General features: G+C 73.6%; 11 protein-coding genes. 3 read left to right on the forward strand and 8 right to left on the reverse strand.

Going from position 1 to position 17285, the window contains the following annotated elements; all coding sequences use genetic code 11:
* Positions 1 to 17: 17 nt before the first annotated feature.
* On the reverse strand, positions 18 to 3884 hold the full coding sequence (locus QQM67_RS24730) for a caspase, EACC1-associated type (RefSeq protein WP_314176564.1): 3867 nt from the start codon (positions 3882 to 3884) through the stop codon (positions 18 to 20).
* Between the two features lie 390 nt (positions 3885 to 4274).
* Between QQM67_RS24730 and QQM67_RS24735 the strand changes: the two genes are divergently transcribed.
* Positions 4275 to 5144, forward strand: a complete 870-nt coding sequence (locus tag QQM67_RS24735; protein WP_314176566.1) for an alpha/beta fold hydrolase — start codon at positions 4275 to 4277, stop codon at positions 5142 to 5144.
* A gap of 412 nt (positions 5145 to 5556) precedes the next feature.
* Here the strand turns inward: QQM67_RS24735 and QQM67_RS24740 are convergent, their stop codons facing one another.
* The 3 genes from QQM67_RS24740 to QQM67_RS24750 form a co-directional block, all read right to left on the reverse strand.
* Positions 5557 to 8100, reverse strand: a complete 2544-nt coding sequence (locus tag QQM67_RS24740; RefSeq protein WP_314176567.1) for an NACHT domain-containing protein — start codon at positions 8098 to 8100, stop codon at positions 5557 to 5559.
* A gap of 170 nt (positions 8101 to 8270) precedes the next feature.
* Entirely contained in the window at positions 8271 to 8687 is a 417-nt protein-coding gene (locus QQM67_RS24745) for a hypothetical protein (protein ID WP_314176569.1), read from the reverse strand.
* A 131-nt stretch (positions 8688 to 8818) separates the two neighbouring features.
* Positions 8819 to 10498 (reverse strand): serine/threonine-protein kinase, encoded by a 1680-nt coding sequence (locus QQM67_RS24750; protein WP_314176570.1) that lies wholly within the window; start codon positions 10496 to 10498, stop codon positions 8819 to 8821.
* A 272-nt stretch (positions 10499 to 10770) separates the two neighbouring features.
* Here QQM67_RS24750 and QQM67_RS24755 point away from each other — a divergent pair, with 272 nt between their 5' ends.
* Positions 10771 to 11157 carry a hypothetical protein gene (locus tag QQM67_RS24755; RefSeq protein WP_314176571.1) on the forward strand — a complete coding sequence of 129 codons (387 nt, stop codon included), beginning with the start codon at positions 10771 to 10773 and terminating at the stop codon, positions 11155 to 11157.
* 133 nt (positions 11158 to 11290) lie between these two features.
* On the opposite strand, the gene dnaK is transcribed toward QQM67_RS24755, so the two are convergent.
* Entirely contained in the window at positions 11291 to 13240 is a 1950-nt protein-coding gene (gene dnaK, locus QQM67_RS24760) for a molecular chaperone DnaK (protein ID WP_314176573.1), read from the reverse strand.
* 248 nt (positions 13241 to 13488) lie between these two features.
* Here dnaK and QQM67_RS24765 point away from each other — a divergent pair, with 248 nt between their 5' ends.
* Positions 13489 to 13995 (forward strand): MFS transporter, encoded by a 507-nt coding sequence (locus QQM67_RS24765; protein ID WP_314176574.1) that lies wholly within the window; start codon positions 13489 to 13491, stop codon positions 13993 to 13995.
* Between the two features lie 63 nt (positions 13996 to 14058).
* On the opposite strand, the gene QQM67_RS24770 is transcribed toward QQM67_RS24765, so the two are convergent.
* The 3 genes from QQM67_RS24770 to QQM67_RS24780 are packed head-to-tail and all read right to left on the reverse strand — an operon-like array spanning position 14059 to position 17284.
* Positions 14059 to 14997 carry an intradiol ring-cleavage dioxygenase gene (locus QQM67_RS24770; protein ID WP_314176576.1) on the reverse strand — a complete coding sequence of 313 codons (939 nt, stop codon included), beginning with the start codon at positions 14995 to 14997 and terminating at the stop codon, positions 14059 to 14061.
* Complete coding sequence (locus tag QQM67_RS24775) at positions 14994 to 16049, reverse strand: maleylacetate reductase (RefSeq protein ID WP_314176817.1); 1056 nt, start codon at positions 16047 to 16049, stop codon at positions 14994 to 14996. Before QQM67_RS24775 ends, QQM67_RS24770 begins: the two co-directional genes overlap by 4 nt.
* Positions 16050 to 16075: 26 nt before the next feature.
* Complete coding sequence (locus QQM67_RS24780) at positions 16076 to 17284, reverse strand: FAD-dependent monooxygenase (RefSeq protein WP_314176578.1); 1209 nt, start codon at positions 17282 to 17284, stop codon at positions 16076 to 16078.
* Position 17285: the final 1 nt, after the last annotated feature.

Genomic DNA, 17285 nt, shown 5'->3' on the forward strand with positions numbered 1-17285 from the left:
ACGGACCCCCGGAACACTCAGCCGAGCAGTGGACCCACCGTCTCCTGGCCCGCGAGGATCCGCCACGCCGGCAGGCGCACCGTCCGCGACACCGGTGCCGCCTTCGCTCCGCGACCCCCGGAGGGGAGGCCGACGAGCAGTTCGCCCCGTGCGTGTGCGAGCCGGTGGTGCCGTGCCGCGTCCAGACCCGGCGGCGGGCCGGTGTCGATGAGCACCGCCGTGTTCTCTCCGTCCGCGGTGAAGAGCAGATCCACCGTGCGGCCGCCGACCACCGCGGACCGCTCCGACGCGGTGATCCCGTGCGACGCGAGGGAGCGCTGGAGCCGATCGGCCAACTCGCCCCGGAACACGGGATCTTCGGCGTCGGGCGGCGGGGGCGCTGCCGTGCCGTCCGGGTCCTCGTACATGCCCGGCCGCAGTACCGCCGACCGGTGCGCGAGAAGCGCGGGCAGCCCCGTGAGTCCCTGCCAGAAGGCGCGGTCTCCGACCGTGATCACCTGCGACCCGGCCCGCGAGACGGCCGCGTTCCACAGGTTCACCCGGCTCGCCGCCCACCGCACGGCCGTCTCCGGGGTGCCGGTCGTCGCCACGGGACTCAGCACCATCACGTCCTGCTGCCCGCCCTGGAAGGCCCGTACGGTTCCCACGCGTACGCGCTGCTGCGGCAGCAGCCGGTCCAGCGCCTCCTTCTGGGCCCGGAACGGTGTCACCACGCCGATCCGGGCGTCGTCCGGAAGCCGCGTGAGGAGCTTCGCCACGAGGTCGCGCACCGCCTCGGCCTCGGCCTCGTTGTGCCAGGACGTGCCGCCGGGGCCGCGCTCCGGCGTGCCGAGCGGCACGTCCACCCAGCCCAGCGCCGGGGCCGGATCGGCCGCTCCCACCGGATCGGCCGCCGGAACCTGCACGCGCACATCGGTCATGATCTGCAAACGCCCCGCGTAGCAATGCGCGTTGACCACGTCCGCGATCCGCGGATGGCAGCGGTAGTGCTCGTCCAGCAGGAGAGCGGCCGCGCCGCTGCGGGCGGCGGCGTCGTACGAGGAGTGCACGTGGTAGGTGAGCCGCCGGTCCTCCAACTGGGCCGCGCTCAGCCCGGTTCGGAGCCGGGCCTGGCGCTCCTGCTGCGGCGAGACCCCGGGGATATGGCCCGGCCGCGCCGGGTCCCCGATGATCAGCGCCCGCCGGGCCCGGAAGAGCAGGGGAAGCACGGACGGCACCGAGCACTGGCTCGCCTCGTCGATGACGACCAAGTCGAAGAGCTCCGGCACGAGTTCGAGCTGACGCACCGAGTGGGTGCTGATGGCCCAGCCCCTGACGTCCTGGAGGAGGTTGCGCTGGCTCCGCTGGTTGCCGCGCTTGTTGCGCAGAGTCTGGAGGCGCTCGCCCATCGAGGTGTGCGCCCGGGCCAGGGCCTCGGCGGACACGGCCCGCGACAGCTCGTCCGACAGGCTTGAGAGCAGGGCGGCGGTCTCCCGGCGCCGCTGTCCCAACTGCCGCTCGCTGCGGGCCGGATGCTCGCGCCGGAGCTCTCTCAGCCGAAGCTCCGCCGCGAGCATGTCGGCCAGTACGGACAGCAGATCGGACGTCACCGGCCCCGAGGACATCCAGCCCGGCCTCTCGTGCCAAGCGGGACCGGGCGCCTCGTCCAGGGCCGCGACGAGCGGTTCGAGGACGCGGCGCCGGCGCGAGCGTGCGAACAACGACCGGGCCTCCGCCGCCGACTTGGCGCTCTCCAGCCACTCGGCGGCACGTGCGGCGTCGCCGTCGCCGGTCCAGATCCGGGCCAGCAGCCGCGGGGGTATCCCGAGGGCCTCGGCCCGGTGCTCCTGCTTCCGCAGGAGTCCGAGCAGGCGCTGCTCCCCGGCGACCAGGCGGCCGGCCTCGTCGCGCTCGACGTCCGCCCGCGCGCGGGCGGCTCGTAGGTCCCCGGCCACGGTCGCGGAGCCGCGCGCGGGCGGCGGTTGCGGAGCGCCGGCCAGCAGCCGCTCCAGCTTGGCGGCCTCCGCGACCAGGGCCTCGGAGTTGCCCGTCCGCATGAGCAGGCCCGGCGCGACGGAGTCGCAGCGCTCGGCCACGGTGTCCACCGCCTCGTTGTCCGTGGACGCGACCAGCACGGACTGGCCCGAGGCCACCGCGGTCGTGACCACGGCCGTGACGAGCTCGCTCTTGCCTGTGCCGGGCGGGCCGGCGGCCACGGTGAGCGGCCGCGTCATCGCGGAGGCGATCACCCGCTCCTGGCTCTCGTTGCACGGCCCCGGGGCGACCACGGAGTGGGCCGCGGCGGCGGGGTCCGCACCGGGGGCGTCGCCCTGGACGTCGGCGTGGGCGCCGCCGTGGACCAGCGCGGCGAGAGCCGTCCCGGGGATCTGGTCGGTCTTCGCGGAGATCTGGAGCAGGTTGTCGACCAGGCCTTCCGTCGCGACGCGGTCCCATCCCGAGGGTGTGAGCAGTACGGCGACGTTGTGCGCTCCGGGCATCAGCGACCACCTCGCCGACTCCTCGTCGAGCGCCGACGACTCCAGCCATTCGAGCTCCGGCAACCCCAACTCGTCCAGCAACTCCCGTACGGCGCGCACCATCTGCGCCGGGTCGCCCTCCTGCCACGCCGGCTGCCAGCGGGCGAGGAGGTCCGCGGCGTCGTCGTCCGCCAGCATCTCCGTCACCACTCCCGTGTGCAGCGCGGGCACACCCGTCGGACGGAGCACGCCGTCACCGTTCTCGTCCTGCGCGAACTCCAGCGGCTGGATCAGCAGCGGGGCGATCCGCATGCCGTTGCGCCGGCGTCCACCGGTGTCGGAGCCCGGCAGCGTGACGGCGGGGTAGCCGTACCAGTACTCCTGAAGCGAGCCGGTGTGCAGCTTCGGGGGCGCGGGGAGGGAGCCCGCGAGCCCCGACTGGATCGCCTCCGCGGCACCGTGCACCAGGAAGTACGTGTAGTCGCGGCCGGTGTCGCGGGCGGGCATCATCCCGGCCGCGGTGCCGGCGCCCAGGCAGTGCACGTAGTACTGGAGGAGCCGCCGCCAGTCCACGCCCTCGCCCACGTCGGCGCCCGCTCCCGCGTCCGGTCCGTCCCCGGGAACGACGGAAGGGGGCGGCAGGTTCACCGGGCTCGCCGCGGGGCGGGCGAACGGCACACTCCGGGCCACGGCGTGGACGGCCGCCCTGGCGGGCCGCTGCTCCTCCGGCACTCCGTGGCCCGCCATCCGGGAGGCCAGATCCTCGAAGAGGTCGTCCGGCGTGATCCAGTCGCCGTCGTGCTCGATCCGTCCCGTGCGCAGGCCCTCGACGATCTCGCCCGTGAACCGGGACGTGCCGGGCGCCGAACCGGACGGCGACATCGCGGAGGGGTCCTGAAGAGCGTCGGACGCGGTGATGAAGTGCACGCCGGCGGGGCGCAGCAACGTGCTCCTGGCGGTGGGCTCCAGGGCGCTCCGGCCTGTGCTCCCGTCCGTACGGCCCTGCGCCGCGCTCTCACGTGAGCAGCAGTCCAGCAGGGCGATCTTCGAAGTGGCCCGGCACGACTGGAGCGTGCGCTCCAGGAAGGAGGCCGCCACGGCGGTCCCCGGAAGGTCGGACGGGTCCGTGTCCCGGGTGAGGAAGTACAGCTGGCCGTCGTCCTCGCAGAACTCCCCGTGCCCGCTGACGTACAGCAGGGCCGTCTCACCGGACCGGCGGTCCTCCAGGAAGGAGCCGACGGCGTGCAGCATTTCGGCGCGGGTCGGCTCGGCGGCGATCGCGCAGCCGTCGTACGAGCCGATCTCCGTGCTCTCCAGCACCGCCCGCATGTAGTGCAGGTTCGCGCGGACGGACGGGAGACCCTGGTACGCGCCGTGGTCGTAGACGGAGACCCCGACGAGCAGCGCGTACCGGTCGTTCTCGCTCATCGAGTGCTCAGTCCGCGACCGCGCCGGGAGCGGTGCGGCCGCCGGGAGGGGAACTCCGCCGGTGCACCGCTCGGGACGCGGTGCGCGGCGGTCGGGTCTTGGCGAACAGCACTCACGAACTCCCCCTGGGTACGCCTGTGTACGGGAGACACGGTGGCAATGGCACTGAGGCTAGGTGTGCGCTCGCCCGCGTGAGTTCCGTTTTTCCAAAAGTGCGCAGGTCGTGGCGTGGGATGTGGCACTACGGCCGCATCGGGCCCGGTGGGGCCGGGCGCGGGGCTCCTGTCCGGCGGCGATCGGTGACGCTCCCGTCCGCGGTCGGCGCGGAGGCGTGAGGCGTGCGGCGTGCGGCTCCGATGAGTTCCCGGCCCGGAACGGGTCGGCACCTTCATGACGACGCACATACTCGAGACACCCGAGGCCGACCTCGCCTACGACGTCCACGGTGAACTGCCGCCCGCCGGCGGACGTCCCCCGCTGGTCATGATCGGCCAGCCCATGGACGCGAGCGGCTTCGCCGCACTGAGATCGCACTTCCCCGACCGCACCGTGGTCACCTACGACCCGCGCGGCCTCGCCCGCAGCACCCGCAAGGACGGCCGGACCGATCACGATCCCCTGACCCAGGCCCGCGACGTCCACGCCCTGATCGAGGCGCTCGGCGCCGGCCCCGTCGAGATGCTCGCCAGCAGCGGCGGAGCGGTCACCGCGCTCGCCCTCGTCGCGGCGTACTCCGGCGACGTGACGACTCTCGTGGCGCACGAGCCGCCGCTGATCCCCGTGCTTCCCGACGCGGGGGCCGCGGAGCGCGCGCGGGCCGCCGTCCGGGACGTGTACGAGGACAAGGGCGCCGGCGCGGGGATGGCGGCCTTCATCGGCATGACGTCGTGGCCGGGCGAATTCACCGACGACTACTTCGCCCGGCCCGCGCCGGATCCCGCCGCGTTCGGGATGCCGTCCGAGGACGACGGCTCCCGCGACGACCCGCTGCTCTCCGACCGTTCCTGGGCGGTCAGCAGCTACCGGCCGGACGTCGAGGCGCTCGCCGCGGCGCCCACGCGCGTCGTGATCGCAGTGGGCGAGGAGACCGGGGACACCTTCACCGGACGCACCTCGCTCGCGACGGCCGAGCTGCTCGGCCAGGAGGCGACGGTCTTCCCCAGCCACCACGGCGGCTTCCTGGGCGGGGAGTTCGGATACGCGGGTCAGCCGGAGGCCTTCGCGCGCAGGCTCCGCGAGGTACTCGGCGACGCCGGGTGACGGTCGCGGTTCTGCTCGGGGGCGAACGGGGGGGCGAACGGCGGTGCCCGGGGCCTCCGTTCGGCTCGCGCGGGATCCTGCGGACGCCCCAGGGCGCCCGCAAAGACCCGCCCCCGGACACGGTCAGGGTGGGGCCCCAGCGCAGCGAGGTGAATCGCCCCCAGGCCGCGGGGTCTTGGCCGCACGCCCCTGGCCGCTGGTCAGGGGGGCGCCCACGCTGCGTTCCCGGTCGTCGGCACAGCACTGCCCCTGGGCCTGGGCGGCCCGGGTGGTGCCTCCACCTCCGCCTCACCCCCGGGCTCCGCCGGAGGTGCCCCCAGCACGCGCCAAGACCGCGCAGCCCCCGCTCGCGCTGGGGACCCCCACCCGGGCCGAGGCCCACGGGGAGAACGACGCCGCTCGCGGACGCGCCCTATGCCTGCCCGGTCCAGCGCTCGCCGCCGAACGTGCCGAGCGCTCCGGCCAGTTGGGGCGGTAGCTCGCCGGGTCCCTCGCTGCCGAGGGGCCACAGGGCGATCCACCCGGCGCTGTCGGCTCGCAGCCCCGGCCCCGCAACCGCCTCCGGCCGCAGGCGGACGTGCAGCATCGGGCGATCGTGCGTACCGGCGGACCTCTCGTGGGTGCGGACCGCCACCTCCGCGACGTCCGCCCAGGGGACGGAGACCGTACGCCCGCGCATCGTGACCTCGATCAGCTCGTCGTCCAGGCGCAGTTCGGCCTTGCGGCGCACGACGGCGGGCTCGCACAGGTCCAGCACGACGGGCAGCAGCGTCAGGAAGGCGACGAGCAGCCACCCTCCGACGACGTCCCAGTCGTGCTCGACGCCCATCTGCACGATGCGCACGGCCGCGATGGTCCAGGGCACGGCATAGATCCGGGCCCTGGCCCACAGCCGTCTGGGCCGGGAGGGCCCGGAGACCCGTACCTCCCCGGCCTGTTGGGCGGACGCGGCGGCCACGTTCGTACGAGCAGAAACCGCACGCGCAGAGGCCGTACGGGCAATGGGGGTACGGGCAACGGGCGTACGGGCAGAGGCCGTACGAACAGGGGCGCGGCGGGCGGGGTCCGCGAGGCGTTCCTGGAGCAGGGCGTGCCGGAACTGCCATGTTCCCGCCGTCTGGCGGAGCACGCCCCGCCGGTTCGCCTCCCCGAGGAAGCCCAGCAGGTGCCAGGGGAGCGCGCCCACCGAGGCCAGCACCGTCCGCGTCAGCAGCCAGTGGCTCCAGGGGCTGAGGATGGCGACCGTGCCCGCGGCACCGGCGCTGCCCACCACCCATGTCGTGATCACGGCCGCCGTCCCGGCGCCCGTCGCCGCGAGGGCGCCCACGGCCCCGAGCGCCGGGCTCACCACCGACAGCGTCAGGACGGTGCTTCTGCGCTGCTCGTCGAGGAGTTCGGCGGGGCCGAAGGCGTTGTCCGGATCGGCGGGACGGCCGAGGACGAGCATCAGCAGGCCCGGCAGGACGATCGCGACGACCAGTGAGGGGCCGTCCCGCAGCAGGAACTGCATCACCGACGCGAAGACCAGCATCACGACGAGGAGCACCGCCAGTTGAGGGCGCCATCTTCTCAGCGGGGCGATGGGCCGCTGCGGCAGATCCCCGCGCGTGGCGAGGAGCAGCCGGTGGACGACGCCGCCCGCCAGCGCCAACGCGAGGGCCACCGAGGCCCCTTGGGCGACGGGCACCCGCTGGGCGGCGTCCTCGGTGCACCACGCCGTCAGCCCCGCCATCGCCCCCACCAGCAGGGCGGAGCCGGCGAACAGGGCCGGGACGCCGAGCAGCGACGGCAGCCTCGCGCGGTGCAGCTGCCACCAGGCGAACTCCCGGCTGCGGATGCGTGTGAGGTGGAGCGCGAGGAACCGCAGCCAGCGCTCGGCCCGTTCGGGACCCCAGGGCCGTGCCGACCGCGGCCCGTCAGGAGAGGAGGGCACGGCCGGGAAGACCGCGGGCACCAGAGAGTCCAGCAAGTGCCGCTCGACGGACTCCGGTTCGGGGAAGCGGGCCCCGTCCAGGAGTTCGGCGGGCGCCGTGTCCCGTCCCGCGTACACCGTGCGCGTCAGCCACAGCATGAGGGGAGAGGAGAGCGCACGCGCCACGGGGTGGGCGGCGTCCGCGGAAAGCGCGGTAAGCAACTCCTCCCAGTCGCCGAGGCGTTCGGGATGGCACGTGCGCCGCAGATACTCCGCGGCCGCGGCTGCGGGCACCGGCTCCGCCCGTACGACCGCGGCCGACGCCAGCACGTCCTCGCCGCCCGCCGCATGCGTGTACTCCGCGGTCCGCGAGGTGAGGATCAGCGGAGCGTCGTCGGCCAGCGCGCGGTTGAGGCCTGCCAGTGCCTTCTCCCGTGCCGGGGGAGGCAGTTCGTCGAATCCGTCGATCACGGGCAACACCCGCAGGTCCCGGACGAGTTCGCGGACGCGCCGCCGGTCCAGCCGGCGCGTGCCGTACTCCTGGTGGACCCGGCGGGCGAGCCAGGCGTGCAGATGCTCGCGCTCCGGGTTCCACGACGCGACGGGCACGACGAGCGGAACGGGCGCGCCCTGCGACCACGTGCGCAGCAGCTCCAGGGCGAGCAGGATCGCCAGCGAGGTCTTGCCCGCGCCGGGCCCGCCGAGGATCACCAGCCGCCGCGCGGGAAGGTTCCGGTAGGCGGCCGTCAGGGCCGTGAGCCCGTCGCCCTGCCCGGGTACGGCGCCGCCGACGTTCTCCGGGTGGTCGGCCGACGTCCGCTCCGCGGTCCAGCGCACCGCGAGCCGTGCCCGGCCCGACAGGCCGCGTGCCGCCGCCTCGTCCCGCAACCGGGCGTGGACGGTACGGGCCAGCTCGCGGGCCGCCGCGTCCTGCGCGCTCTCCGCCGGTGCGCCGTGGAACTGCACGTCCCCGAAGATGTTTCCGGCCTGGATGACGTAAGTGGCGTTGCCGGAGAAGGAGTTGTGCACCCCGCTCTGTTCCATTCCGGCCGCCCCCGCGGATTCGCCTGACGCAGATTCACCTCACGCCCACGGTACGCGGCATCCCGCCGCCACGCGTTCACGTGAACACGCCGTCGCGGCTTGCCACTTGAGCCCCGGGGGCGGAGCGGGGCGGAGGGGCGGGGTCGCCCGCGTACGGCCGCGCCGGCGCGTCAGCGCTCGGTCCACCAGGTGCCCACAGCGCCCGCGGCGAGCTGAACTCCCGCCGCGGCGGGCCAGATCCACCAGCGGCCCGGCGCCAGTTCGACGGTCAGGCCCAGCGACACCGCCCACGCGCCGATCACGAGCCACAGCACGCGCCAGGACGGCGTCACGGCCACGGACATGCGCCGCAGCCGCCGCTTCGCCGCCAGCACCAGGGCCGCGAAGCAGAGGAACCACAGGCCGGCAGGCACATGCCAGACGTTCGTCGCCAGTCCCGTCAGCGCCGTGGACGCCGCTGCCGCCCCGCTCAACGCCAGGAGTTGATGACGGCGCCACTGCCGTACGGTCCCGTCGCCGCCGTCCTGTGCCGCCGCCGCGCCGTCCGCCCGCTGCCCGGCGTCCGGCGGTCGAGCGTCATCGCCCATGGAACCGGCCCTCCCCTCATGACCGTCGGGCGCAGCCCGACCACCCGGCAGCCTGTCACCGCGGGTGGTGTGCGCGCGTGAGCAGTCACTACTCACGCCTCTGCGGACTCACGCCCGCCCTCTCAGGGCCGTCAGTGCGAGGTGGGAAGCGTCTGCTGGTAGCGGCCGCCGGCGAAGGTGCGCAGCGCGCTTTCGAGTTCTGCCGCGCGGGTGCGCGTCTTCTCTTCAGCGGACGAGACGATCACGTACCTCAGCACGCCCTCACCCGGGCTCAGCGGCTGTGGGACGTGCGTGCCCGCGCCCTTCTCCAGGGCCACCGTCAGGGCGAGTTCCCGCATGTTCTTCTCCCTGGTGAACGTCACCGACGCGACGTCCCGCCAGGGCACGGTCAGCGTGTGCGGGCCCTGCCGCACAAAGAGCCCGTCCGCTCCGATCCGCAGCTCCCTGGCCCGCAGGAGCGGCAGTGAGACCTTCAGCCGGTAGAGCACGTACGCCGACATGCCGAGGACCGCGTACACGAAGAGCATGGGGGCGACGTCGAACGTCAGCTTCATGAGGACGACCACGCCCACGATCCCCGCCGCCCAGCGCCCCGGCCGTCGCAGGCGGCGCCACAGCACCGCCGGGCCCCACTCCTCCACCGCGAACGCGGGCACAGCCGCCGGCTCGGCTCCCGTTGCGGCTCCCTCTTCGACTGCCTTTCCGGCCTTTCCGGCGGCGGGCCGGACCTGCCGCGCGCCCGGTACGGGCGGCCTGGTCGCGGCTGCCGGACTCCCCGAACTGACGTGCTGCGGCCCGGTGGTGGCGACGGCGTCCGCGTGCGGATCGTCGCTCTGCACCCCCGGCCACGGGCCCGTCGGCACGCTCTGCGGCGCGAGGTTCCCCGGCGTGGCGGTTTCCGGCGCGATCCGTTCCGGCGCGCCGCTGCCCGGCGTGGCCCTGCCCGTTGGCACGCTGTCCGGCTCGACGCGTGGGTCGGGCACCGCCGCCGGCTGCTGGTTGGCGAGGCGCGTGACGAGTTCCTCCGCGGAAGGGCGGTCCTCCGGGGCCTTCCGCAGGCAGCTCTCCGCCAACTCCCGCAGGCCGTACGGCACAGCGCCGAGATCGGGAGCCTCGTACACGACGCGGAAGAGCAGCGCGTGCGAGGGCCCGTCGCCGAAGGCCCCGGCGCCGGTCGCCGCGTGGACCAGCAGCGCGCCGAGCGAGAAGACGTCGGAGGGCGGGCCCGCGGGCCGCCCCAGCGCCTGCTCCGGAGACATGAATCCGGGCGTGCCGAGGATGGTTCCGGCCCGGGTGAGATCCGCTCCTCCGGAGGTCTCCAGGGTCTCCAGAGCCTTGGAGACGCCGAAGTCGATGACCCTCGGACCGTCGTCGACGAGCAGGACGTTGGAGGGCTTGAGGTCGCGGTGCACCAAGCCGTTCTTGTGGAACGACGCGAGCGCCTCGGCCAGCCCGAGGCCGAGCCTGCGCACCTCGTCCTCGCCCAACGGGCCCTGCCGGGCGACGCGTTGGGCGAGCGAGGGGCCGTCGACGTACTGGCTCGCGATCCACGGCATGGCCGCGTCCGGATCGGCGTCGACGACCTGCGCCGCCCAGAACCCGCCCGCCCGCATGGCGAGTCGGGCCTCGCGCCGGAAGCGGTCGCGGAAGCCGGGGGAGGACGCCAGGTCCTCCCGTACGACCTTGACGGCGACCCGGCGCCCGGCCGGGGACTCACCGAGGAAGACGCGGCCCATCCCGCCGGAGCCGAGCCGGCACGTCAGCCGGTACGGGCCCGCAGTCCGCGGATCCCCGGGCTCCAGCGGCTCCATGGCTCCCCCCAATCGACTGCGGCCTCACGTCTCACGCCGTTCCCCACACCCTAGCGACGTCGTCCCGGCAGGACTCGCCGGTTCCGACAGGTCACGGGCGAACGGCCGTGGTCTCCCGCGGTGTTCACGGGCCGCCCTGGACCGGGGGCCGTTCGGCGAAGAGGGGGCGGACAGGCGGAGGCCCGGCCGTGCCGGAAAGCCGGATGTGAGAGGCGGCGAGGGGCCGGGCACCCGGCGCACGCAGCGCCGCCGAAACCGGGCCGGGAGGTGTGATGGCGAAGCTTCGGGTCAAGGACGAGGAGTTGATCGTCCGGCTCTCGTGGTGGGAGAAGGCCGCTGCGCGCCGCGTCGGCGTGCGAGCGCCGCTCGCGGCGGTACGCCGGGTGGCCGTCGAGCGCGACTGGTGGCGTGCGCTGCGCGGAGTGGACGGCCGGGGCCTCTCGGTAGCGGGCGGACTGTACGTCGGCACCCGACGGCACGGCCGTGCGGAGGACTTCGTCGCGCTCCGGCGCCACGGTCCGCACGTATGCGTCGAGCTGCGACCGCCCTCGCCCTTCAGCCTCATCGCCGTCTCCGCGGCGGACCCGGACGCCACGGCGGCGTGGCTCCGCGACCTCGCCCCGGATCTGGATTCCGCTCACGAGGTGACGCCGCGGTAGCGGGCGGCTTCGGCGGTACGGGCGGTACGGGCGGTACGGCCGCCGCCGCGGCCGGGGCAGCGAGGGCCGCGCGGCCACTGCGTACGAAGGAACAGCCGGTGATCAGTCCGGCGGAATGCGGAACACCGCCCGCTCAGGCCGCGCCTCCGGTGTCCCGGCCGGTGTCACCGCCGCCGCCCCCGCCTTCGTCCTTTCGCTCGTCCTCGTCCACGATCTCGGCGTCGACGACGTCTTCCGCGCCCCCGCCCTCCCGGGCCTCGTCACTCTCCGTGGCACCCGCTGCGGCTCCCGTCCCGGCTTCCGCTCCGGCTCCGGCTGCGGACGCGCCTCCGGGCGCCGCCTGCCCGTAGACGGCCTGGCCCAGCTTCTGGCTGACCGCCGCCGCGTGCTCGGTCGCGGCGCGGATCGCCCCGGCGTCCTCGCCCTTGAGCTTCTCCTTCACATCGGCCAGGGCCGTCTCGACCTCGCCCCTGACGTCGTCCGGGATCTTGTCTCCGCTGTCCCTGAGGAGCTGCTCGGTCTGGTAGACGAGCTGCTCGGCCTGGTTGCGGGTCTCGGCGGCCTCGCGGCGCTCGTGATCCTCGTGCGCGTACTGTTCGGCCTCGCGCACCATGCGGTCGATCTCGTCCTTGGAGAGCGCGGAGCCGCCGGTGACGGTCATCTTCTGCTCCTTGTCGGTGCCGAGGTCCTTGGCGGAGACGTGCATGATGCCGTTCGCGTCGATGTCGAAGGTGACCTCGATCTGCGGCATGCCGCGAGGGGCCGGCGGAAGGCCCGTCAGCTCGAACATGCCGAGCTTCTTGTTGGACGCGGCCATCTCGCGCTCGCCCTGGTAGGCCTGCACGCTGACCGAGGGCTGGTTGTCGGACGCGGTGGTGAAGACCTCCGAGCGCCTGGTCGGAATCGTGGTGTTCCGCTCGATCAGCTTGGTCATGATGCCGCCCTTGGTCTCGATGCCGAGGGACAGCGGGGTGACGTCCAGCAGCAGGACGTCCTTGACCTCGCCCTTGAGGACACCGGCCTGGAGGCTCGCGCCGATCGCGACGACCTCGTCCGGGTTGACGCCCTTGTGCGGGTCCTTGGTGGTCAGCTCCCTGACCAGCTCCGTCACGGCGGGCATGCGGGTGCAGCCGCCGACGAGGATCACGTGGTCGACGTCGGAGACCTCGATGCCGGCGTCCTCCACGGCCTGGTGGAAGGGGCCCTTGCAGCGGTCCAGAAGGTCCTCTGTCAGCTGCTGGAACTGGGCCCGGGTGAGCTTCTCGTCCATGTGCAGCGGACCCTCGTCGGAGGCCGTGAGGTACGGCAGATTGATCGCCGTCTCCGTCGCCGCGGACAGCTCGATCTTGGCCTTCTCCGCCGCCTCACGCAGCCGCTGCACGGCCATCTTGTCCTTGGACAGATCGATGCCGTAGCCGTTCTTGAACTGCTGGACCAGGTGGTCGACGATCCGCTGGTCCCAGTCGTCGCCGCCCAGGTGGGTGTCTCCGGAGGTCGACTTGACCTCCACGATCCCCTCGCCGATCTCCAGCAGGGAGACGTCGAAGGTGCCGCCGCCGAGGTCGAAGACCAGCACCGTCTGGTCGCTCTCCTTGTCCAGCCCGTAGGCCAGGGCGGCGGAGGTCGGCTCGTTGATGATCCGCAGCACGTTCAGGCCGGCGATCTCGCCCGCCTCCTTGGTCGCCGTCCGCTGGGAGTCGTTGAAGTAGGCGGGCACCGTGACGACGGCGTCGCTCACCTGCTCGCTGAGGAAGGCCTCCGCGTCGCTCTTGAGCTTCTGGAGCACCCGCGAGGAGATCTCCTGGGCCGTGTACCGCTTGCCGTCCACGTCGCCCTTCTCCGGGAAGCGCCAGTCCGCCTCTCCCATGTGGCGCTTGACCGACCGGGCGGTGCGGTCGACGTTGGTGACGGCCTGCCGCTTGGCCGGCTCGCCGACCAGCACCTCGCCGCTCTTGGCGAAGGCGACCACCGACGGCGTCGTACGGGAGCCCTCGTTGTTGGTGATGACAGTGGGCTCCCCGCCCTCCAGGACGGAGACCACCGAGTTCGTCGTGCCGAGGTCGATACCGACTACGCGTCCCACCGCTGACCTCCTCGTACGGTCCTGTCGGCATAACGGGAACCGTTGATTGCCTCACTTACCGGCCTAAATCGCCAGCGGCCCGTAGTCAAGATCCGGGGTGGCCACCCCGGTCGCGGCGCGCGGTTCGTTCAATGAACAACATGGCGCGCGAGGCCCCGGGCCTGCCCGATTCTGTTCGGCATCCGCCGCCGCGGTCCTGGATCGCCGGGATCCACGACGCGCAGCACACACCGAATGGGATGGGTCGCATGCCCCGACACATGGGCCGGGCGGGCGCGGTGATCGGCGTCGTCCTCGCCGGAGCGCTCGCCGACCGGCTGGGGGAGAAGCCGGTGATCAGCGGCGCCTTCGGGATCGCGGCCGTCTCCGTGCTGCTGTTCAGCCTCGAACCGCCGACGGTGCCGCTTCTCCTGCTCGGTGCGGTCGCGGGCTTCGGATCCAACACCCAGACCCTCGTCAACGCGTTCGTCGGTGGCCGGTATCCCGCCAACGCACGGGCCACCGCGCTCGGTTGGGCGCTCGGCGTGGGCCGCGTCGGCGCGATCGTCGGTCCGACGTACGGCGGCTGGATCCTGACGGAGGTCAACGCGGGCACGCTCTCCGCGCAGTGGAACTTCTACGCCTTCGCGATCCCCGCCCTCGTCGCCGCCGCGCTGATCCTCGCCGTGCCGCGCGGTTCCCGTCCCGCCGACGGATTCCCGCCGCACGCTGCGTCGGAGGAGCCGTCGATCACGGGTGAGAAGGCCTCCGGCTGACGTCACGGAGTGGGCCTTCGAAGGGGGCCGTGGCGGTATCCGTGCCGGGGCTCCCGTCGGCGGTCAGGCTCCGGTGGGGGCGAGCACGATGTCGAAGCGGACCCGCGACCACGACCCGTCGACGGCCCGGCCGTCGGGCGTGGGCGTCCCGGCCGGGAGGTGCTCGAAGTCCCTGATCAGCGAGTCCTTCACGCCGAAGACGGTGTCGGACTCCAGCAGTTCGTCGCCGCGCACGAAGATGTGGGTGACCAGCGTGCGGTAGCCCTCGGCCGCCACCATGAAGTGCAGGTGGGCGGCGCGCATGGGCGACCGGCCGCCGGCGGCGAGCATCTTCCCCACGGGCCCGTCGTGCGGAACGGGATAGGGCGTCGGCGTGATCGCCCAGAACCGGTACTCCCCGTCCGGGCCGCTGAAGAGGTGGGCTCGTCCCGCGGTGCGCTCGTCGCCGTACTGCACGTCGTAGTAGCCGTCGCCGTCGGCCTCCCACACCTCGATCCGGGCGCCGGGCACCGGCTCGCCGCCGGTGTCGCGGACCGTTCCCTCGACCCAGCACGGCTCGCCGGACGCGCCACCTGCGATGTCGCCGCCGAGTTCGACGCGGGGAGCGTCCTCGGCGAAGAACGGTCCGAAGACCGTCGCCTCGGTGGCGTCGCCGCAGGCCTGGTTGTTGATCGTGATCGTCTGCATCGAGGCGCCGAGGGTGTCGGAGAGAAGGATGAACTCCTGACGCTTGTCGTCGGTCAACCGGCCGACCTCGGTGAGGAATTCGATGCCCTTCTGCCATTCCTCCTCCGTGAGCCGGACGTCGCGGAGGAAGGCGTGCAGATGCCGTACGAGCGACTGCATCAGCTCCTTGAACCGCGGGTCGGCACAGGCCTCGTACGAGCGCAGCACCCGCTCGACGAGTTCCTGCTCGCGCCGCGCCTGCTCCGCGGCGGCATCGGGCGGGGCGTGGGGTGTGGCGTCGGGCGGGCCGGCTGGTGCGGCATCGCTGTGGGTCATCGGGGCTCGGCTCCTTCCCAGGCCGCCCGCAGCAAGGCGGTGAGGCCGTCGGCGGTCACGGGTCGCGGATTTCCGGTGGGGACGGCGCCCAGCACGGCCTCGGCGGCGGCCGGGATCCCGTCCTCCGGCATGCCCTGGTCCCGCAGGGCGGCCGGGGCGTTCACGTCGGCGCGCAGCCGGGCGAGGCCGTCCAGCGCGGTGGTGCTGCCGAACGCCGCGGCGATGCGCTGTTCGGCCTCCGGCGCCGAGGGCGCGTTGAAGGCGAGCACGTGCGGCAGGACCACGGCGTGCGTCTGCGCGTGCGGCAGATCGAACATCCCGCCCAGCACATGGCAGATCTTGTGGTGCAGCCCGGATCCGGCCGACGCGAAGGCGACCGCCGCCAAGTAGGCGCCGTACAGCGTGTGTTCGCGCCCCCGCAGCCCGCCCGGGTCCGCGGCCACCTGCGGCAGGCCGGTCCGCAGCGCCCGTACGCCCTCGGCGGCCAGCGCCCGGTCGACGGGGTCGGCCCGCGGGCCCCACATCGAATCCACGCAGTGCGCGAGGGCGTTGAGCCCGGAGGCCACGCTGAGGTCCACCGGAAGCGTGAGCATGAGCGAGGCGTCGTACACGATCGTGCGGGGGAGCACCCGTGCGTCGACGCCGGTGGTCTTGCGGCCGTCCTCGGTGAGCCCCCAGACGTCGGTGGCCTCCGAGCCGGCGTACGTCGTCGGCACCGCCACGACCGGCAGCCCGGTCGTGAGCGCGACGGCCTTGGCCAGCCCGGTGGTCGAGCCGCCCCCGACGCTGACGAGCGCGTCGGCGCCGTGCTCCGCCGCGGCGGCGCGGGCCCGCTCGGCGACCGGCACCGGCACGTGCATCGCGACCTCGTGGTGCCAGTGCGCGACCGGGAGACCGCCCGCGATCCGCCGGGCGAGCTCCCGTTCGGGCACGGCGGCGATCACCATCACGCGGGAGGCGCCGAGGGCGGCGATCTCCTCGTGGAGCGCCGCCGCAGCCTCACCGGAGGCGAACCGGACGCGCTGCGGGAGGGTGTCGTGCTCGAACCGCATCGGCTCGCCGTTGCTCGGAGGAGTAGTCATCGTGTGTCCGTCGTCTCTGCGAAGGCGTCGTCGGGGTCGTACCCGTAGATCCAGCCGTTGGCCACCAGCGGGTCCGCGCCGGCGAACGACCTGTCGCGGGCCCGCTGTTCGGGCCCGTCCGGCAGGTGGTTGACGAGCGACCTGGCGTGGCTGACGTCCTGAAGCCGGCTGGTACGGGGAATGCGGAGGCTCTCGTAGCGCTCCAGCGCGCGGGGCGGATCGCCCAGGTCGCCGGCGAGGCAGCGGGCGAGGACGGCGGCGTCCTCGATGGCCTGGGCCGCCCCCTGCGCGAAGAAGGAGAACATCGGGTGGGCCGCGTCGCCGAGGAGCGTGACCGGGCCGCTGCTCCAGCGGCCGAGCGGCGCCCGGTCCAGGAGGGCCCACCGTCCGGGCGTTCCGGCCGCCCGGATCAGCTCGGTGAGCTTCGGGTCCCAGCCGTCGAACTCGGCCAGGAACTCCTCGACCGTCGCGGTCGCCGTCCAGGACTCGACGGCGTCGTCCCCGGCGGGAGCGAACGCGACGAGGTTCACCGACCGCCCGGCCGAGACGGGATAGTGCACCAGATGGTGGCCGGGCCCGATCCAGAGCGTCTGGGCGTTGCGCCGGGCGAAGTCCGGGGCCCGCTCGGCTGGTACGAGGGCGCGGAAGGCGCAGATGCCCGAGTAGACGGCGGGCGAGGACCCGGCGATCGTGGCGCGCACGACGGAGTGGATGCCGTCCGCTCCGATCACGACGTCGGGTTCGGCGCTCTCGCCGTCGGCGAAGCGGAGGACGGGCCGGTCCCCTTCGCGGACGGTGAGGCCGACGCAGCGCCTGCCTCGGCGCACGCTGCTGTCCGGGACGGCCGAGCGCAGCACTTCCAGCAGGTCGGCCCGGTGCGCGGTGTAGGTCTGCTCGCCGTACAGCCGCTCGCACGCGGAGGCGAGGTCCTCGGCGGAGAGCACCGTGCCGTCCTGCCAGCGGCGGAACTCCCAGCCGGTGTCGAGTCGTACGGCACGGCGGGCGAAGTCCTCCAGGACGCCGAGCCTGCGAAGCAGCCGGGCCGCGTTCGGCGCGACCACCAGCCCCGCACCCACCTCCCGCAGATCCGGCGCCTGCTCGTAGACGGTGGAGGCGATGCCCTCGCGGCGGAGGAAGGCGCAGGCAGCGAGCCCGCCGATACCGCCTCCCAGGATGGCGATCCTGGGGCTCTCCGCGTCGACCATC

It is taken from the genome of Streptomyces winkii, from assembly GCF_032248595.1.
Classification (GTDB): domain Bacteria; phylum Actinomycetota; class Actinomycetes; order Streptomycetales; family Streptomycetaceae; genus Streptomyces; species Streptomyces winkii.

Excerpts from the sequence above, each read along its gene's own strand:
- QQM67_RS24750 (WP_314176570.1), bottom strand. The coding sequence starts at position 10,498 with ATGGAGCCGCTGGAGCCCGGGGATCCGCGGACTGCGGGCCCGTACCGG.
- QQM67_RS24780 (WP_314176578.1), bottom strand. The coding sequence starts at position 17,284 with ATGGTCGACGCGGAGAGCCCCAGGATCGCCATCCTGGGAGGCGGTATC.
- QQM67_RS24775 (WP_314176817.1), bottom strand. The coding sequence starts at position 16,049 with ATGCGGTTCGAGCACGACACCCTCCCGCAGCGCGTCCGGTTCGCCTCC.
- QQM67_RS24740 (WP_314176567.1), bottom strand. The coding sequence starts at position 8,100 with ATGGAACAGAGCGGGGTGCACAACTCCTTCTCCGGCAACGCCACTTAC.
- QQM67_RS24730 (WP_314176564.1), bottom strand. The coding sequence starts at position 3,884 with ATGAGCGAGAACGACCGGTACGCGCTGCTCGTCGGGGTCTCCGTCTAC.
- QQM67_RS24755 (WP_314176571.1), top strand. The coding sequence starts at position 10,771 with ATGGCGAAGCTTCGGGTCAAGGACGAGGAGTTGATCGTCCGGCTCTCG.
- QQM67_RS24745 (WP_314176569.1), bottom strand. The coding sequence starts at position 8,687 with ATGGGCGATGACGCTCGACCGCCGGACGCCGGGCAGCGGGCGGACGGC.
- QQM67_RS24765 (WP_314176574.1), top strand. The coding sequence starts at position 13,489 with ATGCCCCGACACATGGGCCGGGCGGGCGCGGTGATCGGCGTCGTCCTC.
- QQM67_RS24770 (WP_314176576.1), bottom strand. The coding sequence starts at position 14,997 with ATGACCCACAGCGATGCCGCACCAGCCGGCCCGCCCGACGCCACACCC.
- QQM67_RS24735 (WP_314176566.1), top strand. The coding sequence starts at position 4,275 with ATGACGACGCACATACTCGAGACACCCGAGGCCGACCTCGCCTACGAC.